This window comes from Atopomonas hussainii (assembly GCF_900109735.1).
GTDB lineage: Bacteria > Pseudomonadota > Gammaproteobacteria > Pseudomonadales > Pseudomonadaceae > Atopomonas > Atopomonas hussainii.
On the sequence record NZ_FOAS01000009.1, the window covers coordinates 101,814 to 127,256 of the forward strand.

General features: G+C 60.4%; 25 protein-coding genes and 1 pseudogene. 13 read left to right on the forward strand and 13 right to left on the reverse strand.

The features are described 5' to 3' along the window. Positions 1-17: 17 nt before the first annotated feature. Positions 18-881 carry a YicC/YloC family endoribonuclease gene (locus tag BMX80_RS10290; protein ID WP_074867999.1) on the reverse strand — a complete coding sequence of 288 codons (864 nt, stop codon included), beginning with the start codon at positions 879-881 and terminating at the stop codon, positions 18-20. 124 nt (positions 882-1,005) lie between these two features. On the opposite strand from BMX80_RS10290, the gene rph reads away from it, so the two are divergent. Beyond that, positions 1,006-1,725, forward strand: a complete 720-nt coding sequence (rph, locus tag BMX80_RS10295; RefSeq protein WP_074868002.1) for a ribonuclease PH — start codon at positions 1,006-1,008, stop codon at positions 1,723-1,725. A 20-nt stretch (positions 1,726-1,745) separates the two neighbouring features. Then, on the forward strand, positions 1,746-2,096 hold the full coding sequence (locus tag BMX80_RS10300) for a DUF4870 domain-containing protein (RefSeq protein WP_074868005.1): 351 nt from the start codon (positions 1,746-1,748) through the stop codon (positions 2,094-2,096). Between the two features lie 3 nt (positions 2,097-2,099). Here the strand turns inward: BMX80_RS10300 and BMX80_RS10305 are convergent, their stop codons facing one another. The 4 genes and pseudogenes from BMX80_RS10305 to BMX80_RS10320 form a co-directional block, all read right to left on the reverse strand. Continuing rightward, positions 2,100-2,252 (reverse strand): DUF2256 domain-containing protein, encoded by a 153-nt coding sequence (locus BMX80_RS10305; protein ID WP_217641973.1) that lies wholly within the window; start codon positions 2,250-2,252, stop codon positions 2,100-2,102. Between the two features lie 8 nt (positions 2,253-2,260). After that, positions 2,261-3,796, reverse strand: a pseudogene (locus tag BMX80_RS10310) (cryptochrome/photolyase family protein). Then, a complete protein-coding gene (locus BMX80_RS10315; protein WP_074868010.1) occupies positions 3,793-5,130 on the reverse strand; it encodes a 3'-5' exonuclease family protein in 1,338 nt (445 codons plus the stop codon). The pseudogene BMX80_RS10310 and the gene BMX80_RS10315 overlap by 4 nt, the downstream one beginning before the upstream one ends. A gap of 90 nt (positions 5,131-5,220) precedes the next feature. Next, complete coding sequence (locus tag BMX80_RS10320) at positions 5,221-6,000, reverse strand: exodeoxyribonuclease III (protein ID WP_071872249.1); 780 nt, start codon at positions 5,998-6,000, stop codon at positions 5,221-5,223. An 80-nt stretch (positions 6,001-6,080) separates the two neighbouring features. Here BMX80_RS10320 and pyrE point away from each other — a divergent pair, with 80 nt between their 5' ends. Together pyrE and BMX80_RS10330 are read left to right on the forward strand one after the other, a co-directional pair. After that, positions 6,081-6,731 carry an orotate phosphoribosyltransferase gene (gene pyrE, locus BMX80_RS10325; protein WP_071872250.1) on the forward strand — a complete coding sequence of 217 codons (651 nt, stop codon included), beginning with the start codon at positions 6,081-6,083 and terminating at the stop codon, positions 6,729-6,731. Between the two features lie 24 nt (positions 6,732-6,755). Next, complete coding sequence (locus tag BMX80_RS10330; protein WP_074868013.1) at positions 6,756-7,331, forward strand: DUF4124 domain-containing protein; 576 nt, start codon at positions 6,756-6,758, stop codon at positions 7,329-7,331. A gap of 58 nt (positions 7,332-7,389) precedes the next feature. Here the strand turns inward: BMX80_RS10330 and argB are convergent, their stop codons facing one another. The 4 genes from argB to coaBC all read right to left on the reverse strand — a co-directional run bounded on the left by argB (position 7,390) and on the right by coaBC (position 12,662). Continuing rightward, positions 7,390-8,295, reverse strand: coding sequence for an acetylglutamate kinase (gene argB, locus BMX80_RS10335; protein WP_071872252.1), 906 nt, complete (start codon positions 8,293-8,295; stop codon positions 7,390-7,392). Between the two features lie 79 nt (positions 8,296-8,374). Then, a complete protein-coding gene (locus BMX80_RS17885; RefSeq protein ID WP_217641974.1) occupies positions 8,375-9,769 on the reverse strand; it encodes a phosphomannomutase/phosphoglucomutase in 1,395 nt (464 codons plus the stop codon). 1,220 nt (positions 9,770-10,989) lie between these two features. Next, positions 10,990-11,445 carry a dUTP diphosphatase gene (dut, locus tag BMX80_RS10345; protein ID WP_074868017.1) on the reverse strand — a complete coding sequence of 152 codons (456 nt, stop codon included), beginning with the start codon at positions 11,443-11,445 and terminating at the stop codon, positions 10,990-10,992. 5 nt (positions 11,446-11,450) lie between these two features. Beyond that, the gene (coaBC, locus tag BMX80_RS10350) at positions 11,451-12,662 is read right to left on the reverse strand and encodes a bifunctional phosphopantothenoylcysteine decarboxylase/phosphopantothenate--cysteine ligase CoaBC (RefSeq protein ID WP_074868020.1); all 1,212 of its coding nucleotides are present in this window, start codon (positions 12,660-12,662) and stop codon (positions 11,451-11,453) included. Positions 12,663-12,780: 118 nt separating this feature from the next. Here coaBC and radC point away from each other — a divergent pair, with 118 nt between their 5' ends. From radC to rpmG, 3 genes are all read left to right on the forward strand, one after another. Beyond that, entirely contained in the window at positions 12,781-13,455 is a 675-nt protein-coding gene (radC, locus tag BMX80_RS10355; protein WP_074868023.1) for a RadC family protein, read from the forward strand. Positions 13,456-13,640: 185 nt separating this feature from the next. Then, positions 13,641-13,877 (forward strand): 50S ribosomal protein L28, encoded by a 237-nt coding sequence (gene rpmB, locus BMX80_RS10360; RefSeq protein WP_071872311.1) that lies wholly within the window; start codon positions 13,641-13,643, stop codon positions 13,875-13,877. A gap of 11 nt (positions 13,878-13,888) precedes the next feature. Continuing rightward, the gene (rpmG, locus tag BMX80_RS10365) at positions 13,889-14,044 is read left to right on the forward strand and encodes a 50S ribosomal protein L33 (RefSeq protein WP_071872257.1); all 156 of its coding nucleotides are present in this window, start codon (positions 13,889-13,891) and stop codon (positions 14,042-14,044) included. A gap of 70 nt (positions 14,045-14,114) precedes the next feature. Here the strand turns inward: rpmG and rep are convergent, their stop codons facing one another. Beyond that, positions 14,115-16,124: a DNA helicase Rep gene (gene rep, locus BMX80_RS10370; protein WP_074868026.1), complete on the reverse strand. Its 2,010-nt coding sequence runs from the start codon at positions 16,122-16,124 to the stop codon at positions 14,115-14,117. A gap of 203 nt (positions 16,125-16,327) precedes the next feature. Between rep and BMX80_RS10375 the strand changes: the two genes are divergently transcribed. Beyond that, on the forward strand, positions 16,328-17,992 hold the full coding sequence (locus tag BMX80_RS10375) for a putative bifunctional diguanylate cyclase/phosphodiesterase (protein ID WP_235821634.1): 1,665 nt from the start codon (positions 16,328-16,330) through the stop codon (positions 17,990-17,992). On the opposite strand, the gene BMX80_RS10380 is transcribed toward BMX80_RS10375, so the two are convergent. After that, positions 17,948-19,357, reverse strand: a complete 1,410-nt coding sequence (locus BMX80_RS10380; RefSeq protein WP_074868029.1) for a NorM family multidrug efflux MATE transporter — start codon at positions 19,355-19,357, stop codon at positions 17,948-17,950. The two genes, BMX80_RS10375 and BMX80_RS10380, sit on opposite strands and share 45 nt — an antisense overlap. A gap of 118 nt (positions 19,358-19,475) precedes the next feature. Here BMX80_RS10380 and BMX80_RS10385 point away from each other — a divergent pair, with 118 nt between their 5' ends. Further along, positions 19,476-20,393, forward strand: coding sequence for a LysR substrate-binding domain-containing protein (locus BMX80_RS10385; protein WP_074868032.1), 918 nt, complete (start codon positions 19,476-19,478; stop codon positions 20,391-20,393). A 22-nt stretch (positions 20,394-20,415) separates the two neighbouring features. On the opposite strand, the gene BMX80_RS10390 is transcribed toward BMX80_RS10385, so the two are convergent. Both BMX80_RS10390 and BMX80_RS10395 read right to left on the reverse strand, forming a co-directional pair. Continuing rightward, positions 20,416-21,909: a YifB family Mg chelatase-like AAA ATPase gene (locus BMX80_RS10390; protein WP_074868036.1), complete on the reverse strand. Its 1,494-nt coding sequence runs from the start codon at positions 21,907-21,909 to the stop codon at positions 20,416-20,418. A 29-nt stretch (positions 21,910-21,938) separates the two neighbouring features. Further along, positions 21,939-22,205 (reverse strand): accessory factor UbiK family protein, encoded by a 267-nt coding sequence (locus BMX80_RS10395; RefSeq protein WP_074868038.1) that lies wholly within the window; start codon positions 22,203-22,205, stop codon positions 21,939-21,941. Positions 22,206-22,613: 408 nt separating this feature from the next. Here BMX80_RS10395 and glnK point away from each other — a divergent pair, with 408 nt between their 5' ends. The 4 genes from glnK (at position 22,614) to BMX80_RS10415 (ending at position 25,399) form a co-directional block, all read left to right on the forward strand. Next, the gene (gene glnK, locus BMX80_RS10400; RefSeq protein ID WP_071872263.1) at positions 22,614-22,952 is read left to right on the forward strand and encodes a P-II family nitrogen regulator; all 339 of its coding nucleotides are present in this window, start codon (positions 22,614-22,616) and stop codon (positions 22,950-22,952) included. A gap of 212 nt (positions 22,953-23,164) precedes the next feature. After that, positions 23,165-24,415, forward strand: a complete 1,251-nt coding sequence (locus BMX80_RS10405; RefSeq protein WP_074868041.1) for an ammonium transporter — start codon at positions 23,165-23,167, stop codon at positions 24,413-24,415. Between the two features lie 136 nt (positions 24,416-24,551). Continuing rightward, positions 24,552-24,974, forward strand: coding sequence for a secondary thiamine-phosphate synthase enzyme YjbQ (locus tag BMX80_RS10410; RefSeq protein ID WP_074868044.1), 423 nt, complete (start codon positions 24,552-24,554; stop codon positions 24,972-24,974). 83 nt (positions 24,975-25,057) lie between these two features. Then, positions 25,058-25,399, forward strand: coding sequence for a hypothetical protein (locus tag BMX80_RS10415; protein WP_074868046.1), 342 nt, complete (start codon positions 25,058-25,060; stop codon positions 25,397-25,399). The last annotated feature ends 44 nt before the right edge of the window (positions 25,400-25,443 follow it).

The following is a 25,443-nucleotide window of genomic DNA, read 5'->3' on the forward strand; positions in this document are numbered from 1 at the left end:
GCTGCGCAGGCGCTGGCTTACTCGATGTTCTGCACTTGCTCGCGCATTTGCTCGATCAGCACCTTGATGTTCACCGCAGCTTGCGTGCTGCGCGGGTCGATGGCCTTGGAGCCTAAGGTGTTGGCTTCGCGGTTGAGCTCTTGCATTAAGAAGTCTAGCCGGCGGCCGATGGCGCCTTTTTGCTTGAGCACGCGGCGTACTTCGTCGATATGCGTGCACAGGCGGTCGAGTTCTTCGGCGACGTCGCTTTTTTGCGCGAGGATTACCAGTTCTTGCTCTAAGCGCTGGGTGTCGGGTTCCAGTTGCAGCTCGGCGCAGCGGTCTAAGATGCGCTGCTTTTGCGCGGCGAGCATTTCAGGCAGCAGTGGGCGCAGGGTGCTGACCTCGTCCAAGATGCTCGCTAGGCGCTCTTCGAGCAGCGCGGCCAGCGCGGCGCCTTCGCGGGCGCGGGCTTCGCCGAGTTGCTTAAGGGCTTGTTGATACAGGCTCAGAGCCTCGGCGACCAGTGCTTCTTGATCGGTGGCATCGGCAATCATCACGCCGGGCCAGTTGAGCACGGCCAAGGGGTCTATCGCCGCAGGGCTGGCAAGCAGGCTGCTGACTTGCTCGGCGGCGCTGATCAGCGCTTGTGCGCGTTGGCGGTCGATTTGAATGCCGCTGGCCTGATGGTTGGGGGTAAAGCGCAGGGTGACTTCCACCTTGCCGCGCGACAGGGTGTTGCGCAGGCCGTCGCGCACCGCCGGCTCTAGCTCGCGCAGGTTATCGGGCAGGCGCAGGTAGGGCTCCAAATAGCGCTGGTTGACCGAGCGCAGCTCCCAACTCAGGGTGCCGAAGCTGCTGGCCTGCTCGATGCGGGCGAAACCGGTCATGCTGTGCGCCATGGGATGTCCTCGTGTGCAAAGGGGCCGATTGTAGCCGACCCCGCCGAGCAGCCCAACCGCACACGGGCGTCGCTTCGGCCTATAATGGCGGCGATCCACGTTTAGACCTGACAGGTACCTTGCTATGAAACGTCCCAGCGGCCGCACCGCCGATCAGTTGCGCAACGTGCGCATTACCCGCAACTACACCAAGCACGCCGAGGGCTCGGTGTTGGTCGAGTTCGGCGATACCAAGGTGATCTGTACCGTGAGCGTAGAAAGCGGCGTGCCGCGCTTCCTCAAAGGCCAAGGGCAAGGTTGGCTGACCGCCGAATACGGCATGCTGCCGCGCGCCACCGGTGAGCGCACCCAGCGTGAAGCCAGCCGTGGCAAACAGGGCGGCCGCACCTTAGAAATTCAACGTTTGATTGGCCGCTCGCTGCGCGCCGCGCTGGATTTACGCAAGCTCGGTGAGTACACCCTGTATGTCGATTGCGATGTGATTCAGGCCGACGGCGGCACCCGCACCGCGTCGATCACCGGCGCCACTGTGGCGATGGTCGATGCCCTGCGCGCAATGAAAAAACGCGGCGCGCTCAAGCAAGACCCGCTCAAGCAGATGATCGCCGCGGTGTCGGTGGGTATCTATCAGGGCCAGCCGGTGCTGGATTTGGACTACCTAGAAGATTCCGCCGCCGAGACCGACCTCAACGTGGTGATGACCAACCAAGGCGGCTTTATCGAGGTGCAAGGCACCGCCGAAGGCGCGCCGTTTACCCCCGATGAGTTCAACGCCATGCTGGCGCTAGCGCAGGACGGCATCAACCGCCTGTTCGAGCTGCAACAGCAAGCGCTGGCCGATTAATCACCGTGTAAGGAGGCGCCATGAGCCAACCCAGTCAGGAAGTCCGTCAGTGGGCAATGCTCTGCCACTTTGCGGCGTTCTTGTGGCTATTGGCGCCGATGATCGGCAATGTGATCGGCCCGTTGATTGTTTGGCAGATCAAGAAAGAGCTTGATCCGCTGGTGGATGAGCAAGGCAAAGAGGCGCTGAATTTTCAGCTCACGGTGAGCCTAGCGATGATCATCTGCGGCATGCTCACGGTGGTGGTGATTGGCTTTCCGCTGTTGGCGGTGGTGAGTATCGCCGCGCTGGTGCTGACCATTATTGCCGGCATCAAGGCCAATGAAGGGCAGAGCTATCGCTACCCGTTCTGCATTCGCTTTGTGAAGTAAGCACTACTGCTCATTATGTTTTAACGGCGATCGCTGTCCCTGACAGCGCGTCGAGCAGTAACGCACTTCGTCCCAGCAACGGGCCCATTTCTTCCGCCAGCTAAACGGCCGCCCGCAACAGGCGCAGGTTTTGCTCGGCAGGTTGGCCTTTTTCACCCCACGCATCACAACGCCTCGCCGCTATCGAGCTTGGCCAGCAGCGTTTCGCCGCGCGCCCACAGGGCTTGGCGTTTGCTGTCGGCCATCTTGTCGAGGGTGCGATAGGGCATCGCTAGGCGCGGGTTCTTGCCCAGTCGCGGGCGTTGGCGCATTAAGAAATGCCAATACAGCGCATTGAACGGGCAGGCGTTGCTACCGGTGCTGTCGCGCACATCGTAGGCGCAGCCTTGGCAGTAATCCGACATGCGCTTGATGTATTGGCCGCTCGAGCAATAAGGCTTCGAGCCCAAATAACCGCCATCGGCGTGCAGTACCATGCCGAGGGTGTTGGGTAGCTCGACCCAGTCGAAGGCATCCATGTACACCGCCAGATACCAATCGCACAGCTGCGGCGGCGCCACGCCGATCAGCAGAGCGAAGTTGCCGGTCACCATCAGGCGCTGAATATGGTGCGCGTAGGCGGTTTGCAGGGTCTGGCCGATGGTTTGCGCTAGGCAGCGCATACGGGTCTGCCCGGTCCAGTAAAACGCGGGCAGGGCGCGTTGGCCGTCCAGCGCGTTGCGTTGGGCCTACTCGGGCATGTGCAGCCAGTAAATGCCGCGCACGTATTCGCGCCAGCCGAGTAGCTGGCGGATAAACCCTTCGGCGGCATTCAGCGGTACGCGACCGGCCCAGTAGGCGGCTTCGACATCGCTGATCAGCTGGCGCACATCGAGCAGGCCGATATTCAGCGCCGCGCTGATCCGCGCGTGAAATAAATACGGCTCGTCGCAGGCCATGGCGTCTTGGTAGTCGCCAAAGGCGGCCAGGCCGTGGTCGAGAAAATAGCCCCACAGGCGCTCGGCATCGGCGTGGGTGATCGGGTAGTGGAAGTCGTCCAGCGAGCCGTAGTGATGGCTAAAGCGCTGGCGGACGAGCGCCAAGACTTCTTCCGTGATGGCATCCGGAGTCACCCGCAGCGGATAGGGCGGCTTGGCGTTTTTCGGCAGCGCTTGGCGGTTGTCGGCATCGAAATTCCACGCGCCGCCCACCGGGGTGCCATCGGGGTTGAGCAGAATGTTCAGGCGCTTGCGCTGCTCGCGGTAGAAGAACTCCATGCGCAGCTGTTTTTTGCCGGCCGCCCACGCGGCAAAGCGCTCGCGGCTGCACAAGAAGCGCGTGTCGGCGTGCCAAGTGATGGGTAGGTCGGCGTCTTTCAGGCTTTTTTCTACCCGCCAGTCGCCGGTTTCGCACAGGTGCACGGCGGTAAACGATTCGGCAGCTAGCTGGCGTTGTAGCTCGCCGAGCAGGCTGCCGCTGTTGGCGGGGTCGTCCAGCGTCACGTAGTGCACCTGATAGCCACGTTGGCGCAGTGCTTCGGCAAAGTGGCGCATGGCGCTGAACAGAAAGGCGATCTTCTGCGGATGGTGCGGCACGTGGCTGGCTTCTTCGTGCACTTCGGCCAACAGCACCAGATCGCGCGCGGGGTTGAGCGCCTGCAGGCTGGGTAGGTTAAAGCTCAGCTGATCGCCGAGGATCAGCGCCAGTTGCCGTTGGCTCATAGCGGGATGACCTCGCACGTGGGGTTGGCCTGTAAATGGCGCAGGAGGATGTGATAGCTGTCTAGGGTGGCGCAGGCGGTCGTCTGCTTGAGTGCTTGGCGCACTTGGCGGCGTTGCTTGACGCTGCCGAGGTAGCGCCAGTCGTGCACCACATGCCACTGGCTAAGGCGGTGCTCGCGGTCGTGCTCGGCAATCGCAATGGGCCCCGGCCAAGGCCAAGCTTGGCGGCGCCGCGAAGCCAGGCAGGCCAGTAAGCGCTCGTCATGACTGGCGGGGCTTTCTTGCCCACAGCAGACGCCGAGGCACTGCCCCAGTTGCACGGCAAAACAGGCACCGTGACCTTTGCTCAGGCCAAGCCGTTGCGGGCACAGCTGCGCGTGTTTGGCTTGTTGTTGTAGCCATGTACGTGCTTGTTTAGGCGAGCGGAACACGCCGCTGCTGGCCGCACCGGCATCGTCATGACTGAGTAGCTGTAAGCGTGCGGTTTGGCTATCCCAGTGCCAGCTAAACAACCGCCGTTGGCGGCGTAGCAGGCGGTTATACAGCGGTTGCAGGCGCTGGATTTCAGCGGCTTCTAGCAGCAAGGCGCCGAGTTCGCCGGCACACGGGGTGACGGCAATGCGCCGCACTTGTTGGGTCATCTGTAACTGGCGGCGGCTGTGGTGATCGGCGTAAAAGTGGCTGTGCACGCGCTGGCGCAGTTGGCGGCTTTTGCCGATGTAGAGCAGCGCATCGTGCTCGCCATAGAAGTAGTACACCCCAGGGCGCTGTGGCAGGGCGGCGAGGTTTAGTTCGTGCCGCACGGCGGGCGCTGATTGGTTAGGGCGTAGTGGCCATAAGTGCTGCAGCAGCTGCCAAGTGGCTTCGGCATCGCTAGGCGCGCGATGGGCGGCAAAGTGGGCAATGCCCAGCTGTTGGCACAAGGCTTCCAGACTGTGGCTGGCGGCGTTGGGCAAACACTGGCGGGCCAAGCTCAAGGTGCACAGCTGGCCACGACTCGGCAGCTTGCCCGGCAAGGCGCGGCGCAAAAAAGCCGCATCAAAACGCAGGTTGTGCGCCACCAGCGTACGACCACGCAGGGCCTCGTTCAGTGCCGGGGCAATCTCAGCAAGGCTAGGTTGCAGGCGCAGCTCGGCGTGGCTGATCTGACACAGGGCTTCGATACGGGGTGGTAGCGGTATGCCGGGGTTAACCAGCCAATGCTGGCGCGCCACCAAGCAGCCATCATCCACCTGCACGACCGCGATTTCCCACAGGCGATCACGTTGCGGGTCGAGGCCGGTGGTTTCTACATCAATAATCGCGAGACGCGACGGCAGGGCGGCAGCATTCATGCCCTCAGCATAAATATCTGTACATAAATTTCAATCTTGTACAGATATTTGTTGAGGTCGCTGAATGGCTCGGTGGGGTAGATGCGCGCCTTAGATGCTCAGTTTCCAGTCGTAATCAATCACCAGCGGGCGATGCTGCGAGTAAGCCGCTGCGCGAACGATGCGGGCGTTGTTCACAAAGCGACGCAGGCCGGGGGTGAGGATCTGGTAGTCGAAGCGAAAGCCCAAGTTCAGCATCTGCGCTTGCTCGGTATCTGGCAGCCAGCTGAACAAATCGCCTTCGCGGGTCACTTCACGCAGGGCATCGACATAGCCCATGTTGCCGAACACTTCGTCCATCCATGCGCGTTCCGGCGCTAAGAAGCCGGGATGCTGCTGGCAGTCGCGCCAGTTTTTCACGTCTTGCTTGTGGTGCGCCATGTACAGCGAGCTGCAATAGATAAACTCGCGGCGCTTGCGGCGTTGTTTGTTGAGGTATTGGGTGAAGTCCTCAAGAAACTTAAATTTGTGGTTGAGCGCGGCGTCGCCGTCCATGCCCGATGGCAATAGCAGGCTGGCGATGGAGACTTTCTCGAAGTCAGCCTGCAAATAGCGGCCATAGCGGTCGCAATGCTCGAAACCCAAGCCAAAGATGATCGCCTTGGGTTGCAGTTTGGAGTAAATCGCCACGCCGCCTTCATTGGCGTTTTCGCCGTCCACGGCATATTGGAAGTAACCGTCGAGCTGGTACTCGGGGCCTTCGATATCGTAGGTGCGGATGCGCGTGTCCTGCAGACAGATGACGTCGGCGTCCTGCGTTTTCAGCCAATCGAACAGACCGCGTTCGACTGCTGGCTGAATACCGTTGACGTTGACACTGATGATGCGCATGCATGGCCCCCAAAAAAGCGTCTGTGTATGATACCGGACGATTCCAATTTTAGGTAAACCCAAGTATTTCGGGGCCTTGCATGCAAGAGTATCAGCGTCAATTTATCGAATTTGCTATCCAGCGCGGCGTGCTGCGGTTTGGTCAATTCACCTTAAAGTCGGGCCGCGTTAGCCCGTATTTCTTTAATGCCGGTTTGTTTAACTCAGGGTTGGCGTTGGCCAAACTGGGTGGCTTTTATGCGCAGGCGATCAAAGCCAGCGGCCTGCCTTTCGACGTACTCTTTGGGCCTGCGTACAAAGGCATTCCCTTGGCGGCGGCGACGGCGGTAGCCTTGGCGCAACAGCATGATATCGATTCGCCATGGTGCTTTAATCGTAAAGAGGCCAAAGCCCACGGCGAAGGCGGCACCTTAGTGGGTGCGCCGTTGGAAGGCCGGGTGATGATCGTCGATGACGTGATCACCGCCGGTACAGCGATTCGCGAGGTGATGCAGATCATCCAAGCGCAGCCCAATGCACAAGCGGCGGGCGTGCTGATTGCGCTGAACCGCGAAGAGCGCGGCCAGGGCGAGCTGTCGGCGATTCAAGAGGTTGAGCGTGATTTTGCCTTGCCGGTGGTGAGCATTGTCTCGCTGACGCAGGTGTTGGAGTACTTGGCAGAAAACGCCGAACTCAAACAGCACCTGCCGGCCGTTGAGGCCTATCGTGCGGAGTATGGTATTAAGGTTTAAGTGGCGCTGAAGGAGCCCGAGTTGATGGATAAACGCTGGATAGGTTGGCTAACTGTGCTGGCAGTGCTGCCGGTGCAGGCTGAGCTGTACCGCTACGTCAATGATAAAGGCGTGACGGTGCTCGACAGCAATGGCGTGCCGGCGGCGTATATCGGCAAGGGCTACGAGGTGCTGAACAACCAAGGCATGGTGATCAAGGTAGTGCCGCCGGCGCCGACCGCCGAAGAGCTGGCGCAGCGTAAGCTGCAAGAGCAGCAGGCGGCCAGCGATGCCAAGTTGATGACCTTGTACACCAGCGTGGATGACGTTGACCGTGCCGAGCAGCGCAAGCTGGCGGAAATCGACAGCGTGATCGGCATTACCCGCGGTAACTGGCAGCGCTCGCGCACTCAGCGCGATAACTTGCAGGCGCAAGCGGCGGACATGGAGCGTGCTGGGCGCCAAGTGCCCGAACACATCAGCCAGCAGATCGTCGATCTGAACAAAGAAATGGACCGCCTTAAGGGCGAGATCGACGGTTACCGGCAACTGAAAGAAAAAGCCCGCGAGCAATTCGCCGCCGACCGCGGCCATGTGGCGCGCCTAACCGGCGAAGAATAAGTCTTTGGGTTAAGCAAAACGGGCCGCTTAAAGCGGCCCGTTTGGTTTGCGGCGCGGTTTAAACGCGACGGCGATTGCTGATCAGCGTACCGACGCCGGAGTCAGTAAAGATTTCCAGCAGCACCGCGTTAGGCACGCGGCCATCGATGATGTGCGCGCTGGTCACGCCGCCGTTGACGGCCTCTAGCGCACAGCGAATCTTCGGCAGCATGCCGCCGTAGATGGTGCCGTCTTCAATCAGGCGGTCGACTTGCTCGGTGGTTAGGCCGGTCAATACCTCACCTTGCTTATCCAGCAGGCCAGAGATATTGGTCAGCAGCAGCAGTTTTTCTGCTTTCAGGGCTTCGGCTACTTTGCCAGCGACTAAGTCGGCATTGATGTTGTAGCTGGCGCCATCGTCGCCCACGCCAATCGGTGCGATCACCGGAATAAAGTCGCTGTTGACCAGCATGTTGAGCAGCTGCGTGTTGACGCTGGCGACTTCACCGACATGACCGATGTCGATGATCTCGGGGCGGGTCATTTCCGGCGTTTGTCGGCTGACGGTCAGTTTGCGCGCGCGGATCAGTTCGGCGTCTTTACCGGTCAGGCCGATGGCGCGGCCGCCGTGGCGGTTGATCAGGTTAACGATGTCTTTGTTCACCTGGCCGCCCAGCACCATCTCGACCACATCCATGGTGGCGCTGTCGGTGACGCGCATGCCGTCGATAAAGTGGCTTTCGATGTTTAAGCGCTTGAGCAAGTCGCCAATCTGCGGGCCGCCGCCGTGGACTACCACGGGGTTAATGCCCACGGCTTTCATCAGCACGATATCGCGGGCAAAGCCGGTTTTTAGCTCGTCGCTTTCCATGGCGTTGCCGCCGTACTTGACCACCAGCGTCTTGCCGGCAAAGCGTCGAATGTAAGGCAGGGCTTCGCTAAGCACTTTGGCGACATTGGCGGCATCGTTACGGCTGAGCGTCATGGTGGACTCCTCTTCAAATGACACAAGCTCGCGGCAGGTCTTTAGTCTGAAAGGTTAGGCTAAAGACCTGCCAGCGAGATTAAAAGGGCAGCGGCAGCTTGGGCGCGATGGCCTGCAGTTGCTCGCGGAACACGTTCTGCACGCGCTCCAGTTCTTCTTGGCTGTCGCCTTCAAAGCGCAGCACCAGCACTGGCGTGGTGTTCGAGGCGCGTACTAGGCCCCACGCTTTGGCGTAATCGACGCGCACGCCGTCTAAGGTTGAGACATTGCCTTGGCCCCAGGTGGCTTTCTGTTGCAGCGCTTCAATCAGCTTGAACTTGTGGGTTTCCGGCACCTGAATGTTGATTTCTGGCGTGGAAATACCGCTGGGGAAGGCCGCGAACACGGTGTCGGCATCACGGCTTTCCAAGCTTAAGATTTCCAGCAGGCGCACGGCGCTGTACAGGCCGTCATCGAAGCCGTACCAGCGCTCTTTAAAGAAGATATGGCCGCTCATTTCGCCAGCCAGCAGGGCGCCGGTTTCTTTCATTTTTTGCTTGATCAGCGAGTGGCCGGTTTTCCACATCACCGGGCGGCCACCGTAGCCGCTGATCAGCGCGGCCAAGCGGCGCGAGCATTTGACGTCGAAGATGATGTCGCAGCCGGGGTTGCGCGATACCACGTCTTTGGCGAACAGCATCATCAGGTGATCGGGGAAGATCATCTTGCCGCTGTTGGTCACCACGCCGACGCGGTCGCCGTCGCCATCGAAGGCTAAGCCGATGTCGGCGCCTTCGGCTTTCACACGCTCGATCAGGTCTTTCAGGTTGGCCGGCTTGCCCGGATCGGGATGGTGGTTGGGGAAGTTGCCATCCACCTCGCAGTACAGCGGGATCACAGTGCAGCCCAGCGCCTCGATCAGCTGCGGGGCAATCACGCCGCTGGCGCCGTTGCCGCAGTCGACCACCACTTTCATCGGACGGGCTAAGGCGATGTCATCGCGCACGCGCTTGAAGTAGCGGTCGAGGATTTCGACCTGTTCCAAGCTACCCACACCGTGGGCCAAGTCGTTGCTCTTAATGCGCTGATGCAGGGCCTGAATGGTGTCGCCCGACAGGGTGTGACCGGCGATCACAATCTTCAGGCCGTTGTATTCCGGCGGGTTGTGGCTGCCGGTGACCATCACGCCGGACTTGCCTTGCAGCTCGTGGGTGGCGAAATACAGCACGGGCGTCGGCACTAGGCCGACATCGGTGACTTGGCAGCCTGAGTCGACTAAGCCTTGTGCCAAACGCTGCGCCAGCTCCGGGCTGGACAGGCGCCCATCGCGGCCGATGTTCACGTGCGGCTCGCCCTGCGCCAGGCTTTCGCTGCCGATGGCGCGGCCAATCCAGTACACGCCATCTAAGGTGAGGTCTTCACCCACAGTGCCGCGAATGTCGTAGGCGCGGAAGATAGTGTCAGGCAGTGCGGGGATTTCGATTTCTTCGAGCATAGGTTGGTTATCTTGCAAGGGTTCTACTTGGTTAAGACCAAGAAAGTCGCTGCCATCGTCCAGGTCGTCGATATCCAGAATGTCGGCGTCTTGGAACAGCGGTTGGTCGGCACTGGCGGCGGCGCTGGGCGCTTCTTCGATCAGCATGGGTTGTTCGGCAGGCTTGGGGGCGGCCCGTTTGGGGCTGTCGGCTTTGCTGTTCTGGCGCATGCCTAAGCGCGCCATGCCTTGGGTGAGGCGGCTAAGTGGCGCAAGACGCAGTGCCGGCGGGCTGCCCGACTTACCTTTTTGCAGCTCGGCTAGGTAGCTGCTGAGCTGCTCAATATCTTCGCCGATGATGGCCAGCCAGCGCTTGTTCATCACGAAGGTGGCAGCCAACAGGCCGCCGATCAGTAACAGCACGACTAAGACCAGCCATACCGGCGAGAACAGTGCCTGCGAGAGATCGCTGGCGGCGCTGTACTGCAGCTTCCAGTTGCTATTGCCGCTGCTTACGTCGAGTGCGTTGCTGGGGTCGTATTGGCCGATTTGAAACAGGTTTTGCTCTGGGCCTTTGCCAAAGTTTTGTAGCAGCGCAAAGCCGCCAGCGCTGGGGATGGGGAGCAGGCCGGTGTAGCTGCTCAGCTCATAAGCCAGCAATAACGTGCCTTGCAGTGGCTCGTTGGCATTGAGGCGCACCGGGGCCACGACATAGACCAGCCAACGGCTACCGATACGGTAGGCTTCGGGGGCGACGCTTTGGCCATTTTCGGTGCGCCGAATCATGTCCAGCGCGGCGTAGTTGATCGGTGCGTTGCGCTGATTATCTAAGCGCGCCTCACTTTTGCGTGCCAAATAGGCATCGATTACGCCGCTTTGGTAGGTCATGGCGCGTTCGCTGGCGGCCCAAGCGCTGCGGTCATTACTTTGCAGCAGGCTGAACAGCTCCGGGTTCTGCGCGGCGGTTTCGGTGTTGCGCTGCAGCTGGCGCACCGCACGTTGGCTGGCGTCGGCCAATAACGCGGCGGTTTGTTGGTCGAGCTGGTTTTGGTGCGCGCTTTGGCTGGGGCTTAACAGCAGCACCCAAAGCACTGCCACAGCGGCCAGCACACTGGCCAGACCTACCGCCAGCGCTTGTTGCAGCGGGGCGCTGGGCGTGGCCGGGGTCTTTTTGCCTTCTGCCTTGAGCGGTTTTTCCTTGGCGGTACGTTTGAGTTTCACCGGTCGCGCTCCTGTTGTTCTTAGTGTTTGCCGCTGTGGCCAAAGCCACCGGCGCCGCGCTCGCTGGAGTCAAAGCTGTCCACCAGCTCAAACTTAGCCTGCACCACAGGCACAAGCACTAATTGCGCCAGGCGCTCGCCAATCTCAATGGTGAACGCCTGCTGGCCGCGATTCCAGCACGACACCATCAGCTCGCCTTGGTAGTCCGAATCGATCAAGCCGACCAAGTTACCCAGCACGATGCCGTGCTTATGGCCCAGGCCCGAGCGCGGCAGAATCAACGCGGCAAGGCCCGGGTCGGCAATATGAATGGCTAAACCGGTGGGGATCAGCTGGGTCTCGCCGGGCTGTAAGGTCAGCGCCTCTTTAAGCATGGCGCGCAGGTCGAGGCCGGCGGAGCCTTCGGTGGCGTAAGCAGGCAGCGGAAATTCGCTGCCCAAGCGGGGGTCGAGTACTTTGGCTTGCAGGCTGTGCATAGGGCTTATTCTTGTGGTTGCAGGCGTCGAGCGATTAAGGCTACCAGTTGGCGGGCAATCTTGGCTTTGCTGGTCTGCGCAAAACGGTGTTCGCCGCGTGCGCGGTCGATCACGGTGAAGGCGTTATCGTCACTATTAAAGCCAATCGCCGGGTTGGCGACGTCGTTGGCGACGATCAAGTCGAGGTTTTTGTCGTTCAGTTTGCGCGTGGCGTATTCCAACAGGTTTTGCGTTTCGGCGGCGAAGCCAACGCAGAACGGGCGGTCGTCACGTGCGGCCAGCGTGGCGAGAATGTCGGGGTTGCGCACTAAGCGCAGCAGCAAGCCATCTTCGCTGGCGGGGTCTTTTTTCAGTTTGTGATCGGCGATCACTTCGGGGCGGTAGTCAGCCACTGCCGCGGCGGCGATCAGTACGTCGGCGGGCATCGCCTTTTCGCAGGCGGCGAGCATGTCGCGTGCGCTGGTGACGTTGATGCGCTGCACGCGATCGGGAGTCGGCAAATGCACCGGGCCGGCGATTAAAGTCACGCGTGCGCCGGCTTCAATCGCCGCTTCGGCTAAGGCAAAGCCCATTTTGCCGGAGCTGTGGTTGGTGATGTAGCGCACGGGATCAATCGCTTCGGCGGTGGGGCCGGCGGTGATCAGCACATGACGGCCGGTGAGGCTGCCGTTGGCAAATAGCTCGGCGGCGCGCTGGGCTAGCTCTAAGGGCTCCAGCATGCGTCCGGCGCCGGTGTCGCCGCAGGCTTGACTGCCGATGCCGGGGCCAAACAGATGCAGACCGCGCTTTTGCAGCAACTCGGCATTGGCTTGGGTGGCTGGGTCGCGCCACATGGCTTGGTTCATCGCCGGCGCCAGTGCTACCGGGGCATCGGTGGCCAGCACTAAGGTGGTCAGCAGATCGTCGCCTTGGCCAGCGACGATGCGCGCCATGAGGTCCGCAGTGGCGGGGGCGATGAGTACTAAGTCAGCCCAGCGGGCTAGCTCGATATGCCCCATGGCGGCTTCGGCGGCCGGGTCGAGCAAGGAGTGGTGCACGGGGTTGCCAGACAACGCCTGTAAGGTCAGCGGGGTGATGAACTCGCACGCGGCGTGGGTCATCACCACGTGCACTTCGGCACCGTGTTCGCGCAGACGGCGAATCAGCTCGGCACTTTTATACGCAGCAATACCGCCGCTAACACCCAAAACAATGCGTTTTCCGTACAAGCGCTGCATACATCGGCCTTGCTGTCAGTTGGCGGGTGGCCACGGCAGGGCGCGGCGCAAAAGTTGCGCTAAGATACCACAGCACCCGTGCCGGCACAGTGCTGGCGCGGCTCACAGGGAGGTGAGCATGAGTATTCGCGACTGGCCAGCCAACGAGCGGCCGCGAGAGCGTTTATTGCAGTTGGGCGCACAGGCGCTGACCGATGCCGAGCTGCTGGCGATTTTTCTCCGCACCGGCGTGGCCGGTAAAAGCGCGGTGGATTTAGCCCGCGAGTTGTTGCAGCAATTTGGCGGTTTGCGGCCGTTATTGCAGGCTGACTTAGCAGGGTTTAGCCAGCCGCTGGGCTTAGGGCCGGCTAAGTTCGCCTTGCTGCAAGCGGTGCTGGAAATGGGCCGCCGGCATTTGGCCGAGCAACTACAGCGCGATTCGGCGCTGGAAAGCCCGCAAGCCGTGCGTGATTACCTCAAAGCGCGATTACGCCACGAGCCACACGAAGTGTTCGCCTGCCTGTTTATGGACAGCAAACACCGTGTGCTGGCTTTCGAGCGCTTGTTCGAAGGCAGTATCGACGCGGCGGCGGTGTACCCACGGCAAGTGCTCAAGCGCGCCCTGGCCCACAATGCGGCAGCGTTGATCATCACCCATAACCACCCGTCGGGAGTCGCGGAGCCCAGTGAAGCCGACCGGCAGCTGACGCTACGCTTAAAAGAAGCCTTGGCGCTGGTGGATGTGCGCTTGCTCGATCACTTTGTGGTGGGCGAGGGCGAGCCGTTGTCGCTGGCCGAGCGCGGCTGGTTATAGGGTACAAATCACGCTATTTTTTCTGCGGGAAAATTTGCTTAGGGGTAGGGCTTCTGGTATAAAGCACCGCTCATTTTTGGCCGCCCTCGCGTCTTGTTGCGTTTGGGGTGACCTAAGAGAAAGATTTCGTTCGTTAAGCTACCAGCCCGCCCATGGGTTGGGTCGAGGTTGAGAGGGCTTTAGGCATGTCTCGAGTATGTCAGGTGACCGGTAAGGGTCCGGTGACTGGGAACAACGTATCCCACGCCAATAACAAAACCCGTCGTCGTTTTTTGCCGAACTTGCACCACCATCGTTTCTGGGTTGAGTCCGAGAAGCGTTTCGTGAGTCTGCGTGTTTCGGCTAAAGGTATGCGTGTAATCGATAAGAAAGGCATCGACGCCGTTCTGACCGAAATTCGCGCTCGTGGCGAGAAGATCTAAGGAGCATTACCATGCGTGATTTGATTCGTTTGGTGTCTAGCGCCGGTACCGGCCACTTCTACACCACCGACAAGAACAAGCGTAATACCCCGGACAAACTGGAATTCAAAAAGTTTGATCCGGTTGTGCGTAAGCACGTGATCTACAAAGAAGCCAAGATCAAGTAATTGATCGCTTCGGTAGATGAAAAACCCGCGCCTAGCGCGGGTTTTTTGTGCCTGCGGGTTAGGCGCAGGCTTATTGTTTAAGCAGCGCCCGAATCCCCGCCAGCGCCGCCTTGCCGGTGGCTTGCTTGACCTCTACGGGGGCTTCTTCGAGGCCTTCCCAGATCAAATCTTCCGGTGGTAGTTCGTCGAGGAAGCGGCTCGGCAGGCAGTCGATAATTTCGCCGTATTGTTTGCGCTTGGCGCTAAAGGTGAAGGCCAGGGTTTTGCGTGCGCGGGTGATGCCCACGTAGGTTAAGCGGCGCTCTTCTTCGATGCTGTCGGCTTCGATGCTGGAGCGGTGCGGGAGGATTTCTTCCTCCATGCCGATGATAAATACGTGCGGAAACTCCAAGCCCTTGGAGGCATGCAGGGTCATCATTTGCACGCGCTGGTCGTCGGTGTCTTCTTCGTTCTGCCGTTCGAGCATGTCGCGCAGCAGTAATTTGGCTACGGCTTTGGCGAGGTCCATGTCGCCTTCTTCGTCGTTCTCGAAAATCCATTTCAGGCTGTCGAGCAGGAACCACACGTTGCCCATGCGCGCTTCGGCCACTTTGTCGCTGGAGCTGTTCTGCCGCAGCCAGCTTTCGTAGTCCAAATCCATCATCAGGCTGCGCAGGCTGGCCACGGCATCGCCTTCGGCACATTGCTGACGCACCTTGTCGAGGCCGCTGGTAAAGCGCTGTAAGCGTTCGACAAAGCGCTGTTCTAGGCACTCATTCACACCCAGCTCGCTGGCTGCGTTATAGAGGCTGACGTTGCGGCCATTGGCGTAGTTGGCGAGCTTCTCTAGCGTCGCCGGGCCGATCTCACGGCGCGGCACGTTGATGATGCGCAAGAAGGCGTTGTCGTCATCGGGGTTCGCCAACAAACGCAGGTAAGCCATGATGTCTTTGACTTCTTGGCGGGAGAAAAAGCTGGTGCCGCCGGAGAGGTGATAAGGCACCTGATGCTGCTGCAGCTTCATTTCCATCAGGCGCGCTTGGTGGTTGCCGCGATAGAGAATGGCGAACTGGCCGTAGGGCACGCTGGTCTTTAAGTGCTGAGTAAGAATCTCCAGCGCTACGCGTTCGGCTTCGGCGTCTTCGTTGCGACAGCGAATCGCGCGCAGCTCGTCGCCTTTGCCCAGCTCACTCCACAGCTGTTTTTCAAACACGTGCGGGTTGTTGGCGATCAGCACGTTGGCGGCGCGCAGGATGCGACTTGTGGAACGGTAGTTTTGCTCCAGCATGATGACCTTCAAGCTGGGAAAGTCTTCTTTAAGCTGCACTAAGTTTTCCGGCCGCGCGCCGCGCCAAGCGTAGATCGACTGGTCGTCGTCGCCCACCACGGTAAAACGCGCCCGCTCGCTGACCAGCTGTTTAACCAACAGGTATTGGCTGGAGTTGGTGTCTTGGTATTCATCCACCAGCATGTAGCGGATGCGCGCCTGCCACTTGGCGAGAATCTCTGGGTGCTGGCTAAACAGCTGCACCGGCAGGCCGATCAGGTCGTCGAAATCCACCGCGTTGTAGGCACGCAGCATGCGGTTGTAGTGCTCGTAGATGATCGCCGCGGTTTGCTCGCTGGGGTTGCGGGCCTTTTCCAGCGCTTGGGCAGGGGTGATCAGGTCATTCTTCCAGCTGCCGATCTGGCTCTGCACTTCATCCACGCCGTCATCGCCGGCGTATTCCTTTTGCATCAGTTCGCGCAGCAGGGCCTTGATGTCCTGCTCGTCAAAAATCGTGAAGCCGGGCTTGTAGCCTAAGGTGGCGTGCTCCTTGCGGATTATGTTCAGCCCAAGGTTGTGGAAGGTCGATACCGTCAGGCCCTTGGCTTCGCTGCTTTTTACCAGGCTCATGACGCGCTCTTTCATTTCGCGCGCGGCCTTGTTGGTGAAGGTCACCGCGACAATGTGCTGGGCGCGGATGCCGCAGTCGCGAATCAGGTAGGCGATCTTGCGGGTGATCACACTGGTCTTGCCGGAGCCTGCGCCGGCTAATACCAGCAGCGGGCCGTCAATATAGTGAACCGCTTCTTGTTGTCGCTCATTGAGTCGTGACATGGGGGGTAAGGCGTGCTGTAAAGACAGGGTGGGCGATTCTAGCAATGAATCCGCTGTTCGGCTGGGGCAACTGCTCAAGCGGCGCACGGAGCCCCTCGGCAGGATGCACAGGTTCGAAATTGGCTGGCGGCGAATGGCTACCCTTGGCGCCGGCGAAAATTTCGGTAGGCTATGCACCGATTTCGTGCGCTGGGGAGAGAGGGTTGTCGCTGAGTCCCGCGATTACGCACCTGCTGTTGTTGGCTCGTGAGCCACATTGGGCGGAACGCTTGGGCGAGTTGCTCGGCCCGCGCTTGGCTGCGCGTCTGATTACCGCGCCGAGCTGGGAGGCCGCCAGCAGTCTGTTGGATGAGCGCCCCGGCATCGTCTTGGCCACCCCAGGTTGTCGTCCACCAGCGGCGGCGTGCAATTGGCCGCTGGTGCTGTTGCTCGACCACCCACCTCTGATTACTCCGCGTGATGCCAGTGATTGGCTGGCCAGCAGTCAGCTGACCCGAGATGCCGTGCAGCGTTGTCTGCGTTATGCCTGCGAGCGTTTTAGCCTGCAGCAGCGCCTGCAGCGTTTGGCGGGGCGTGATGCGTTAACCGGAGTGATTAACCGCCAAGGCTTTCAAGCGCTGCTCAATGCGCGCTTGGCGGAAACCGGCGGCGAAGGCTGGTCGCTGGTGCACTTGGATATCGACCATTTTCATCAACTCAACGAGCGCTGCGGGCATCGCGGTGGCGATAGCCTGATCCAGCAACTCGCACAGCGCTTGCAAGAGGCTCTCGGCCCCGGTGACACCCTGTCGCGCTTAGGCAGCGATGAGTTCGCCATTTTGCTCGATACCCGTGGCGAGCCGCAGCGTGGCGAACGCATGGTGCAGCTGTTGTTGGATGAGCTCTCTGCTGCCTTCGAAGTGGACGGCCAGCCGCAGCTGCTTAGCTGCAGCCTAGGCTTGGCGCACGGCATGGACGGCATCGAAGCCGACCTACTGCTCAGTCACGCCCACATTGCCCTGCAGCAAGCGCGCAGCTTAAGCGGTAACAGCTATCGGATTTTTGATGCGCGGCATTTAGACGCCGGACGCAGCTTGGCTGATTTAGAAGCCGACCTGCGCCGCGCGCTGCGCCGCGATGAGCTAGAGCTGCACTATCAGCCGCGGTTGGCGCTGGAAAGCGGCGCGATTATTGGTGTGGAAGCCCTCGTGCGTTGGCGTCATCCGCGCCGTGGCCTGCTGCAGCCGCAAGACTTTATCCCGCTGGCCGAAGAAAGCGGCTTAATTATTCCGCTCGGCTACTGGGTGATTGACCGCGCCTTGCGCGATCTGCAGTGGCTGAATGGTCAAGGCCATTTGGCGCTGCACTTGGCGGTCAATCTGTCGTTCCAGCAATTCCAAGATGGCCAGCTGCTGTCCACCTTGCAGCGCTTGTTCCGTGATCGAGGCCTGCAGCCGGGTTGCTTCGAGTTCGAGCTGACCGAAACCGCCGTGATGCGCCGCAGCAGCCATGTGCTGAGCACTATGGAGGCGCTGCAAGAGCTGGGCGTGCGCTTCTCGTTGGATGACTTTGGCACGGGCTTTTCGTCGTTCCAGCATTTGGCGACCCTGCCGATCAGCCTGCTCAAGCTGGATAAAGGCTTTGTGCAGCGCATGACCGAGCACGCTGCTGACAGACGCTTAGTGCGCGCGATGATTAACCTCGCCCACGACCTTGAGCTGCCGGTGGTGGCCGAAGGGGTGGAAAACGCCGAGCAACTGGCCTTGTTGCGCCAATTTGGCGCCGACCAGCTGCAAGGCTATTGGATTTGCGCGCCGCAGCCGCTGACCGAGCTGAGCGCGTTTTTACGCCGCCATGCGCTGAGCCGTAGCCTGCACGCCCAGCGCTGACGGTTGCAGCTGCTGATGCAGCAAACGCTCGAAGGCGACTATCAAACCCACGGCGGTCAGCGACAGGCCCAGCGCCATGCCCCACCAGATGCCCTCTGCGCCCAGCGGGCTAAGAAAGCCCAAGGCCAGCGCCGCGGGAATCCCCAGTAGGCAATAACCCACCGCGCCGATGGCGAAGCTCCAGCGCGACTGACCCAGTCCGCGCAAGCAGCCCATGGCAATGCACTGGCTGCCATCAAACAGCTCAAACCACGCGGCAATCGCCAGCAAGCTGGTGGCGAGCACCGCCAGTTCGCGGTTGGCGGGGTTGTTTAAGTCAATAAACAACCCCACCACGCTTTCTGGCCACAGCCAGAACAGCGCGGCAAAGCTGAGCATTAACAGTGCGCCGCCGCCAATGGCTAAACGGCCGGTGATCAGTGCTTGCTGTAAGCGCCCAGCGCCGAAGTGCTGGCCAATACGAATGGTCGCCGCATAGCTGATGCCCACCGGCACCATAAACGCCACGTACACCGCCTGCACGGCGATTTGATGCGCCGCCAGCGGCAGGTCGCCCAAATAGCCCATGGCTAAAGCAGCGACGAAAAACAAGCTGGTTTCCACCGCATAGGTGCCGCCAATCGGTAGGCCCAACGCCAGCAAGGCGCGCATCGCTTGCGCTGGCCAGCGGCTTAAGCCGCCGAGTAAGTCATAACCGGCTAAGCGGCGGCTGCGGCGCAGAAACAGCATCAGGGTTAGCGCCATGCCGCTCATGACTAGCGTGGTGGCTAAGCCAATGCCGAATAAGCCCCAGCCCAGCTCAATAAACAGCCAATTCAGCAGCAGGTTCAGCAGCGCGCCGAGTAAGGTGATGTGCATGATTGGCCCGGCGTGGCCTAAGCCGGCGGCAAAGCCGCGCAGGGCGACAAACAGCAGCGCGGCGGTCATGGCCCAGATTAGGCTGGCGAGATAATCCAAGCCGCCGCTTACGCTGATCGGCGAGAGGCCCGCCAGCGGCAACAGCCAAAACGCGAGGGCGAGCAGCAGCATATTGCCGCCGGCGAGCATCAGGGCCAGCCACACGCCAGCTTGGGTGAAACCGCGCACGCCGTCGCGGTCGCCGGCGCCGTGACGAATCGCCACGCCGTTAGCCACGCCAGCCAGCACGCCGCTGGCGCAGATAAACAAAAAGTTATACAGGCTGCCGCCCAGCGCGCCGCCGGCCAGTGCCTCGGCACCGACGCGGCCCATCATCAGGGTGTCGGTAAACACCATCGCCACCTGCGCCATTTGCGCGGCAATTAAAGGGCCGGCGAGTTTAGCCAGCGCCGGTAGTTCAAGGCGACTAGCGCGCAGTAGGTGTTGCCAACGATGAGTTAAAGGCATCGCGCGTAATCCAATAGATTCACAGATAGGCGCTTAGTGTGGTGATGCTGGGCTTGGCCGACAAACCGAAAAAAGCCATGCTAGACATAACTAAAACTCATACTAAAGAGTGCTCGCCATGCGTAAGCTGCCGCCGTTGTATGCCCTGCGCGCCTTTGAGGCCGCCGCGCGGCACTTGTCGTTTAGTCGTGCCGGCGATGAGCTGGCGCTGACCCAGAGCGCGGTGAGCCGGCATATCCGTACGCTGGAGGAACACTTCGACTGCCAGCTGTTTGTTCGCCAAGGGCGGCAGGTGAGTTTGAGTGCCGCCGGCGAGCTGCTGTTGCCGGGCTTAAGTCGCGGCTTCGATGCGCTGGAGCACAGCTGCGCGCAGCTTAAGCACAACGCCAAAGTGATCCGCCTCAAAGCCCCGCCCAGCTTGACCATCCGCTGGTTGCTGCCGGTGATGGCGGGCTTTCGTCAGCAATATCCCGAGTACGACGTGCAGCTCACCAGCAGCTGGATGCACAGCGACTATGTGGATTTCCACAGCGAGCCGTTCGATGGCGCGGTGCTGCTGCAAAACAGCGCGCCGCCGCCGGGCGTGCAAGTCACCGACTTGTTTGCCGAGTGGCTGCTGCCGGTGGCGCGCCCGCAGTTGGTGGGTGAACAGCCGTGGCAGCTGGAAGACTTACAAGCCGCGGCGCTGTTGCACCCAACTCACGACCGCCGTGATTGGCGCCTATGGCTGGATGGCATGGGCTTGCTCGGTAAGGTCGACCTTAATGGCGGGCAAGCCTTTGACACCATCGACCTAGCGATGGAAGCTGCTGCTCTCGGTTACGGCGTGGCGATTGGCGATTTGACCATGCTCGCTGAAGACACTGCCTGTGGTCGCGTGGCTTTGCCGTGGCCGGTGGCGGTGGCTAGCGGCGCGCGCTATGTACTGATGCTGCCCAGTGAGCGGGCCAATCAGCCGGCCCTTAAAGCCTTGGCGGAGTACTTAGCCACCCAAGCGCAGCACCAGCGTTTACCCGAAGTGGAGCGGCTGGAATGACGCGGCGCACGTGATTAACGGCTTATTCGTGGCTGAGGCGGTACTGCAAGGCCTCGGCCAGCATGGCGCGCTGAATCTGCTCGGCAGCGGCTAAGTCGGCCAGTGTGCGCGCTACTTTCAAGCAGCGATGACTGGCGCGCAGGCTTAAGTTCAAACGCTGGCAGGCGGCCTCGAACCAGGCGCGGTCTTCTTCATGCAGTGCACAGTGTTGTTGCAGCTCTTGCAGGCTTAACTCGGCATTGGCCTTGCCTTGGCGAGCCAGCTGGCGCTGCCAAGCGGCGGCTATCTGTGCGCTGGCTTCGGCGCTGCTGGGTGTTCCGGGCGTTGTGGCCAGCGGGCTATGGGGCTCGCGCGGCACGTTTAAGTGCAAGTCGATGCGATCCAGCAGCGGGCCAGACAGCTTAAGTTTGTAGCGCTGGATTTGCTCCGGCGAGCAACGACACTGGCCGCTGGGGTCGCCGTGATAGCCGCACGGGCAGGGGTTCATCGCCGCAATCAGCTGAAAGCGCGCGGGGTAACGCACCTTTTCGCGGGCGCGAGCGATTTCAATCGCGCCGCTTTCCAGTGGCTCGCGTAAAACCTCCAGCACTTTGCGGTCGAACTCCGGCAGCTCATCCAAAAACAGCACACCGTGATGGGCCAAGCTGATTTCGCCCGGTTGCGGCGAGCTACCTCCACCGACCAGTGCCGCCGCGGAGGCGGTATGGTGCGGCTGACGAAACGGCCGACTCGGCCAGTGGCTTAGGCTGGCGCTGCTGTTTAACGAGTGCAGCGCGGCGACTTCCAGCGCTTGTTGCTCCGACAGTGGCGGCAACAGCGCCGGTAAACGGCTGGCCAGCAGGGTTTTGCCGGTGCCCGGCGGGCCGCTAAACAGCAGGTTGTGGCGGCCACTGGCGGCGATAATCAGCGCGCGCTTAGCTTGTTGCTGGCCTTGCACATCGGCCAGCTCCAAGTGCGCTTGCGGGCTGGGCTCTAGCGTTTTGCCGCTGTAGGGCTCCAGCGGCTGTGCACCGCTTAAGTGCGCGGTGAGGGCGAGCAAGTGCTCGGCGGCGATAATGGTTAAGCCGCGTGCCAGTGCCGCTTCGGCGGCGTTGGCGCTGGGCACCAACAGGGCGCGCCCCGCATCGCGCGCGGCCAAGGCGGCAGGCAATACGCCGCGCACGGGGCGTAGCTCGCCCGACAGCGCCAGCTCGCCGATACATTCGTAGTTGTCTAAGCACTGCGCGGGGATCTGCCCGCTGGCGGCGAGTAGGCCCAAGGCAATCGCCAAATCAAAACGCCCGCCGTCTTTAGGTAAGTCGGCGGGCGCTAAGTTAATCGTGATGCGCTTTTGCGGAAACTCGAAGCCGCAGCTTTGCAGGGCGCTACGCACGCGGTCTTTGCTTTCCCTGACGGCGGTTTCCGGCAGGCCGACCAAGCTCAGTGCTGGTAGACCGTTGGCGAGGTGCACTTCAACGCTCACCGCTGGTGCATGCACGCCCAATTGGGCGCGGCTGTGGCTGTGGGCCAGTGACATGATCGCTCCTTGATCGTGCCAGCCTGAGGTCAGGCGTTGTCGTTAGGCGGGCTGAGCTGCTGTTCCAGTTCGGCCACTTTGGCTTCTAAGGCTTCGAGGCGGCTGCGGGTGCGCGCCAGTACTGCCATTTGCCCATCGAACTCTTCGCGGCTGACTAAATCGAGCTTGCTGAAAGCGCTTTGCAGCAAGGCTTTGAGCTGCTTTTCTAGTTCGCTGGGGCCTTCGCTTTGCGCTTGTGCGAACAGGCGCGCAGCTTGCGAGCTGAGCAGGTCGATAACGGCTTTAGGTGGCAGCATGGGGAAATCCTCAAAAATCTGCGGCGAGTGTAGCACGCAGCTTGCGCAGGGCTGTGTCGTGGGCTTTGAACAAAAAATGTGCAGTTATGGTGCGCGGTGAAAAATTATGGTGCGCGATTTTGGTGCGATATGCGGCTGTAAGTTGCGTTGATGGGCGGCGAAAGCTGGCGAAATGCCGCGCTTAAGCGCTTGGTCATAAATTGGCAAGGTATCTGCATTGTCTATGGCACGGCGGCCCCAATGGGGTGGTGCCCAACGAGGCGAAGCGCAGATTTCGCCCTTGCTTGGCACATATGCCTGACCTAGCCCCGCTAAAGAGCAGGGTAGCGCGTTACAAGAAGCTGTTGCAGCGCTTAGACTTGTGCTCGGTTAATCCGGGGCGGGTCAACTAAAAACGGGAGAATGTTCATGAAGCTAGTCACTGCCATCATCAAGCCTTTCAAGCTGGACGACGTGCGTGAATCCCTGTCGGAAATCGGTGTGCAAGGCATCACCGTGACCGAAGTAAAGGGTTTCGGTCGCCAGAAGGGCCACACCGAGCTGTACCGTGGCGCCGAGTATGTTGTTGATTTCCTGCCCAAGGTGAAGATCGACGTTGCCGTCGACGACGCCCAGCTGGATCGCGTTATTGAAGCCATCACCAAAGCGGCTAACACCGGCAAGATCGGTGACGGCAAGATTTTCGTGGTCAATCTGGAGCAGGCCATTCGTATTCGTACCGGCGAAACCGGTAACGACGCGATCTGATCCGCGCCAACACAACGTAATACCTCCACGCCCCGGGAGCACCGCTGACTCTGCGCATGTCGCAGGGCTAAGCCCCTTGCAGCCTGCAGTCACCGGATAGCCGCTTTCGAAGCGTGGAAATGGGGATTTACCCCACTCATTTTTGGGAGCGGCGTCAGCTCTGCTGATGCCTTAACGAAGCGCTTAACGCGCAACGCAAGAGGTACTCCGCGATGGAAAACACTGCTGTGATTCCGATGCAGTATGCGTTTGATACGTTTTACTTTCTCGTCTGTGGCGCCCTGGTCATGTGGATGGCTGCGGGTTTCGCCATGCTTGAAGCTGGTCTGGTGCGTTCGAAGAACACCACCGAAATCCTCACCAAGAACATTGCGCTCTACGCAGTAGCCTGTGTGATGTACATGGTGGTGGGTTACCACATCATGTATTCCAGCCCAGAAGGCGGCATCCTGCCGAGCTTGGGCTTCCTGATTGGCGACGAAAACACCGCTGACGCCGTATTGGGCGGTGGCGATGACGCGCCTTACTACTCCAGCCGTTCGGACTTCTTCTTCCAGGTGGTGTTCGTTGCCACTGCGATGTCGATCGTTTCCGGTGCTGTGGCTGAGCGTATGAAGCTGTGGGCTTTCTTGGCCTTCGCCGTCGTGATGACTGGCTTCATCTACCCGATCCAGGGTTTCTGGAAGTGGGGTTCGGGCTTCCTGAACGCTCAGGGCTTCCTCGACTTCGCCGGTTCTGGCGTGGTGCACATGGCCGGTGCTTCGGCTGCTCTGGCTGGCGTGCTGCTGCTGGGCGCTCGTAAGGGCAAGTACGGTGCTAACGGCCAAGTGAACGCGATTCCGGGTGCTAACCTGCCGATGGCTACGCTGGGTACGTTCATCCTGTGGATGGGCTGGTTCGGCTTCAACGGTGGTTCGCAGCTGAAGATGAGCGACATCGACAACGCTAACGCCGTTGCCAACATCTTCGTTAACACCAACATGGCTGCTGCCGGTGGCCTGATTGCCGCGCTGGCAATTGCCCGCATCATGTTCGGCAAGGCCGACCTGACCATGGCCCTGAACGGTGCTCTGGCTGGTCTGGTAGCGATCACTGCTGAGCCGCTGACTCCGACTGCCCTGCAAGCAACCCTGATCGGTGGCGTAGGCGGCGTGCTGGTGGTGTTCTCCATCCTGGGTATGGATAAGCTGAAGATCGACGATCCGGTCGGTGCTATCTCCGTACACGGCGTGGTAGGTATCTGGGGCCTGCTGGCTGTGGTACTGACCAATGGCGACGCCACTCTGGGCGCTCAGCTGCTTGGTATCGGCGTGATCTTCGCTTGGGTATTCGGTGCTAGCCTGGTGACCTGGTTCATCATCAAGCTGATCATCGGCCTGCGTATCTCTGAAGAAGAAGAGTACGAAGGCGCTGACTTGGCCGAGTGCGGTATGGAAGCCTACCCGGAGTTCACTCGCAAATAAGCGGTGAGCTACGAGTACACAAAGGGCGCTTCGGCGCCCTTTGTTGCGTTTGGGCAGAAGAAAAAGTCGGCAGGCTGTCTTTTCAGCGCTGTGTAGATGAATACAATGCCGGCCAACGACAACACCTGATTTTGCTATGTGGCAACAGCGAACCTTAAGCCTGCGCCCGCGTGAGCGCGGCTTTCACCTGATTACCGATGAGATCGCCCAAGCACTGGCGGAGATGGCGCCCGTGCAGGTCGGCTTGCTGCACCTGTGGCTGCAGCACACTTCGGCCTCGCTCACCGTGAATGAAAATGCCGACCCACTGGTGCGTGGCGATTTCAGCCGCTTTTTTAGCCGCTTAGTGCCCGATGACACAGCGTATTTTCAGCACACTTACGAAGGCGCCGACGACATGCCCGCGCATGTATTAAGTTCGCTCTTAGGTTGCAGCCTCCAGCTGCCGATAAACCAAGGACGCCTCGCGCTAGGCACCTGGCAGGGCATTTATTTAGGCGAGCATCGTGTGCATGGCGGTAGCCGGCGTGTGGTGCTGACGCTACAAGGTAACGACTAATTAATCCGCCGATCAGACTTGCACATGCGCTCTGACGGTCTATATACAGCAAACAGCAGTACCCAGTGACAGAGGTAAAAGGCATGAGCGACGACGATATCGAACAGGATGACACCGAGCTGGAAGACGGCGATGACGATAGCCTTGATGACGACGATGGTGTCGATGGCGCCGACGACTACGAAGGTGACGATGGCGACGACGGCGATGGTGCGCCGCGTGCCAGCAAGAAGAAAAAGAAATCCAGCGACGCTGACGACGAAGGCGATCACTCCTTAGCCGCGAAAAACCGCGAGCGGGATGCCCTGCAGGCACAGATCGAAGCCTTCTTAGCCAAAGGCGGCAAGGTGGAAGTGGTTGGCGATGATGTCAGCGCTGATCCGCCGAAAAAGCCGGCGGTGAAGTACGGCAGCCGGCCGATTTAACCCGCGCATTAAACAACGAACCCGCCATATGGCGGGTTCGTTGT

Excerpts from the sequence above, each read along its gene's own strand:
- BMX80_RS10290 (WP_074867999.1), bottom strand. The coding sequence starts at position 881 with ATGGCGCACAGCATGACCGGTTTCGCCCGCATCGAGCAGGCCAGCAGC.
- rph (WP_074868002.1), top strand. The coding sequence starts at position 1,006 with ATGAAACGTCCCAGCGGCCGCACCGCCGATCAGTTGCGCAACGTGCGC.
- BMX80_RS10300 (WP_074868005.1), top strand. The coding sequence starts at position 1,746 with ATGAGCCAACCCAGTCAGGAAGTCCGTCAGTGGGCAATGCTCTGCCAC.
- BMX80_RS10315 (WP_074868010.1), bottom strand. The coding sequence starts at position 5,130 with ATGAATGCTGCCGCCCTGCCGTCGCGTCTCGCGATTATTGATGTAGAA.
- BMX80_RS10320 (WP_071872249.1), bottom strand. The coding sequence starts at position 6,000 with ATGCGCATCATCAGTGTCAACGTCAACGGTATTCAGCCAGCAGTCGAA.
- pyrE (WP_071872250.1), top strand. The coding sequence starts at position 6,081 with ATGCAAGAGTATCAGCGTCAATTTATCGAATTTGCTATCCAGCGCGGC.
- BMX80_RS10330 (WP_074868013.1), top strand. The coding sequence starts at position 6,756 with ATGGATAAACGCTGGATAGGTTGGCTAACTGTGCTGGCAGTGCTGCCG.
- argB (WP_071872252.1), bottom strand. The coding sequence starts at position 8,295 with ATGACGCTCAGCCGTAACGATGCCGCCAATGTCGCCAAAGTGCTTAGC.
- BMX80_RS17885 (WP_217641974.1), bottom strand. The coding sequence starts at position 9,769 with ATGCTCGAAGAAATCGAAATCCCCGCACTGCCTGACACTATCTTCCGC.
- dut (WP_074868017.1), bottom strand. The coding sequence starts at position 11,445 with ATGCACAGCCTGCAAGCCAAAGTACTCGACCCCCGCTTGGGCAGCGAA.
- coaBC (WP_074868020.1), bottom strand. The coding sequence starts at position 12,662 with ATGCAGCGCTTGTACGGAAAACGCATTGTTTTGGGTGTTAGCGGCGGT.
- radC (WP_074868023.1), top strand. The coding sequence starts at position 12,781 with ATGAGTATTCGCGACTGGCCAGCCAACGAGCGGCCGCGAGAGCGTTTA.
- rpmB (WP_071872311.1), top strand. The coding sequence starts at position 13,641 with ATGTCTCGAGTATGTCAGGTGACCGGTAAGGGTCCGGTGACTGGGAAC.
- rpmG (WP_071872257.1), top strand. The coding sequence starts at position 13,889 with ATGCGTGATTTGATTCGTTTGGTGTCTAGCGCCGGTACCGGCCACTTC.
- rep (WP_074868026.1), bottom strand. The coding sequence starts at position 16,124 with ATGTCACGACTCAATGAGCGACAACAAGAAGCGGTTCACTATATTGAC.
- BMX80_RS10380 (WP_074868029.1), bottom strand. The coding sequence starts at position 19,357 with ATGCCTTTAACTCATCGTTGGCAACACCTACTGCGCGCTAGTCGCCTT.
- BMX80_RS10385 (WP_074868032.1), top strand. The coding sequence starts at position 19,476 with ATGCGTAAGCTGCCGCCGTTGTATGCCCTGCGCGCCTTTGAGGCCGCC.
- BMX80_RS10390 (WP_074868036.1), bottom strand. The coding sequence starts at position 21,909 with ATGTCACTGGCCCACAGCCACAGCCGCGCCCAATTGGGCGTGCATGCA.
- BMX80_RS10395 (WP_074868038.1), bottom strand. The coding sequence starts at position 22,205 with ATGCTGCCACCTAAAGCCGTTATCGACCTGCTCAGCTCGCAAGCTGCG.
- glnK (WP_071872263.1), top strand. The coding sequence starts at position 22,614 with ATGAAGCTAGTCACTGCCATCATCAAGCCTTTCAAGCTGGACGACGTG.
- BMX80_RS10405 (WP_074868041.1), top strand. The coding sequence starts at position 23,165 with ATGGAAAACACTGCTGTGATTCCGATGCAGTATGCGTTTGATACGTTT.
- BMX80_RS10410 (WP_074868044.1), top strand. The coding sequence starts at position 24,552 with ATGTGGCAACAGCGAACCTTAAGCCTGCGCCCGCGTGAGCGCGGCTTT.
- BMX80_RS10415 (WP_074868046.1), top strand. The coding sequence starts at position 25,058 with ATGAGCGACGACGATATCGAACAGGATGACACCGAGCTGGAAGACGGC.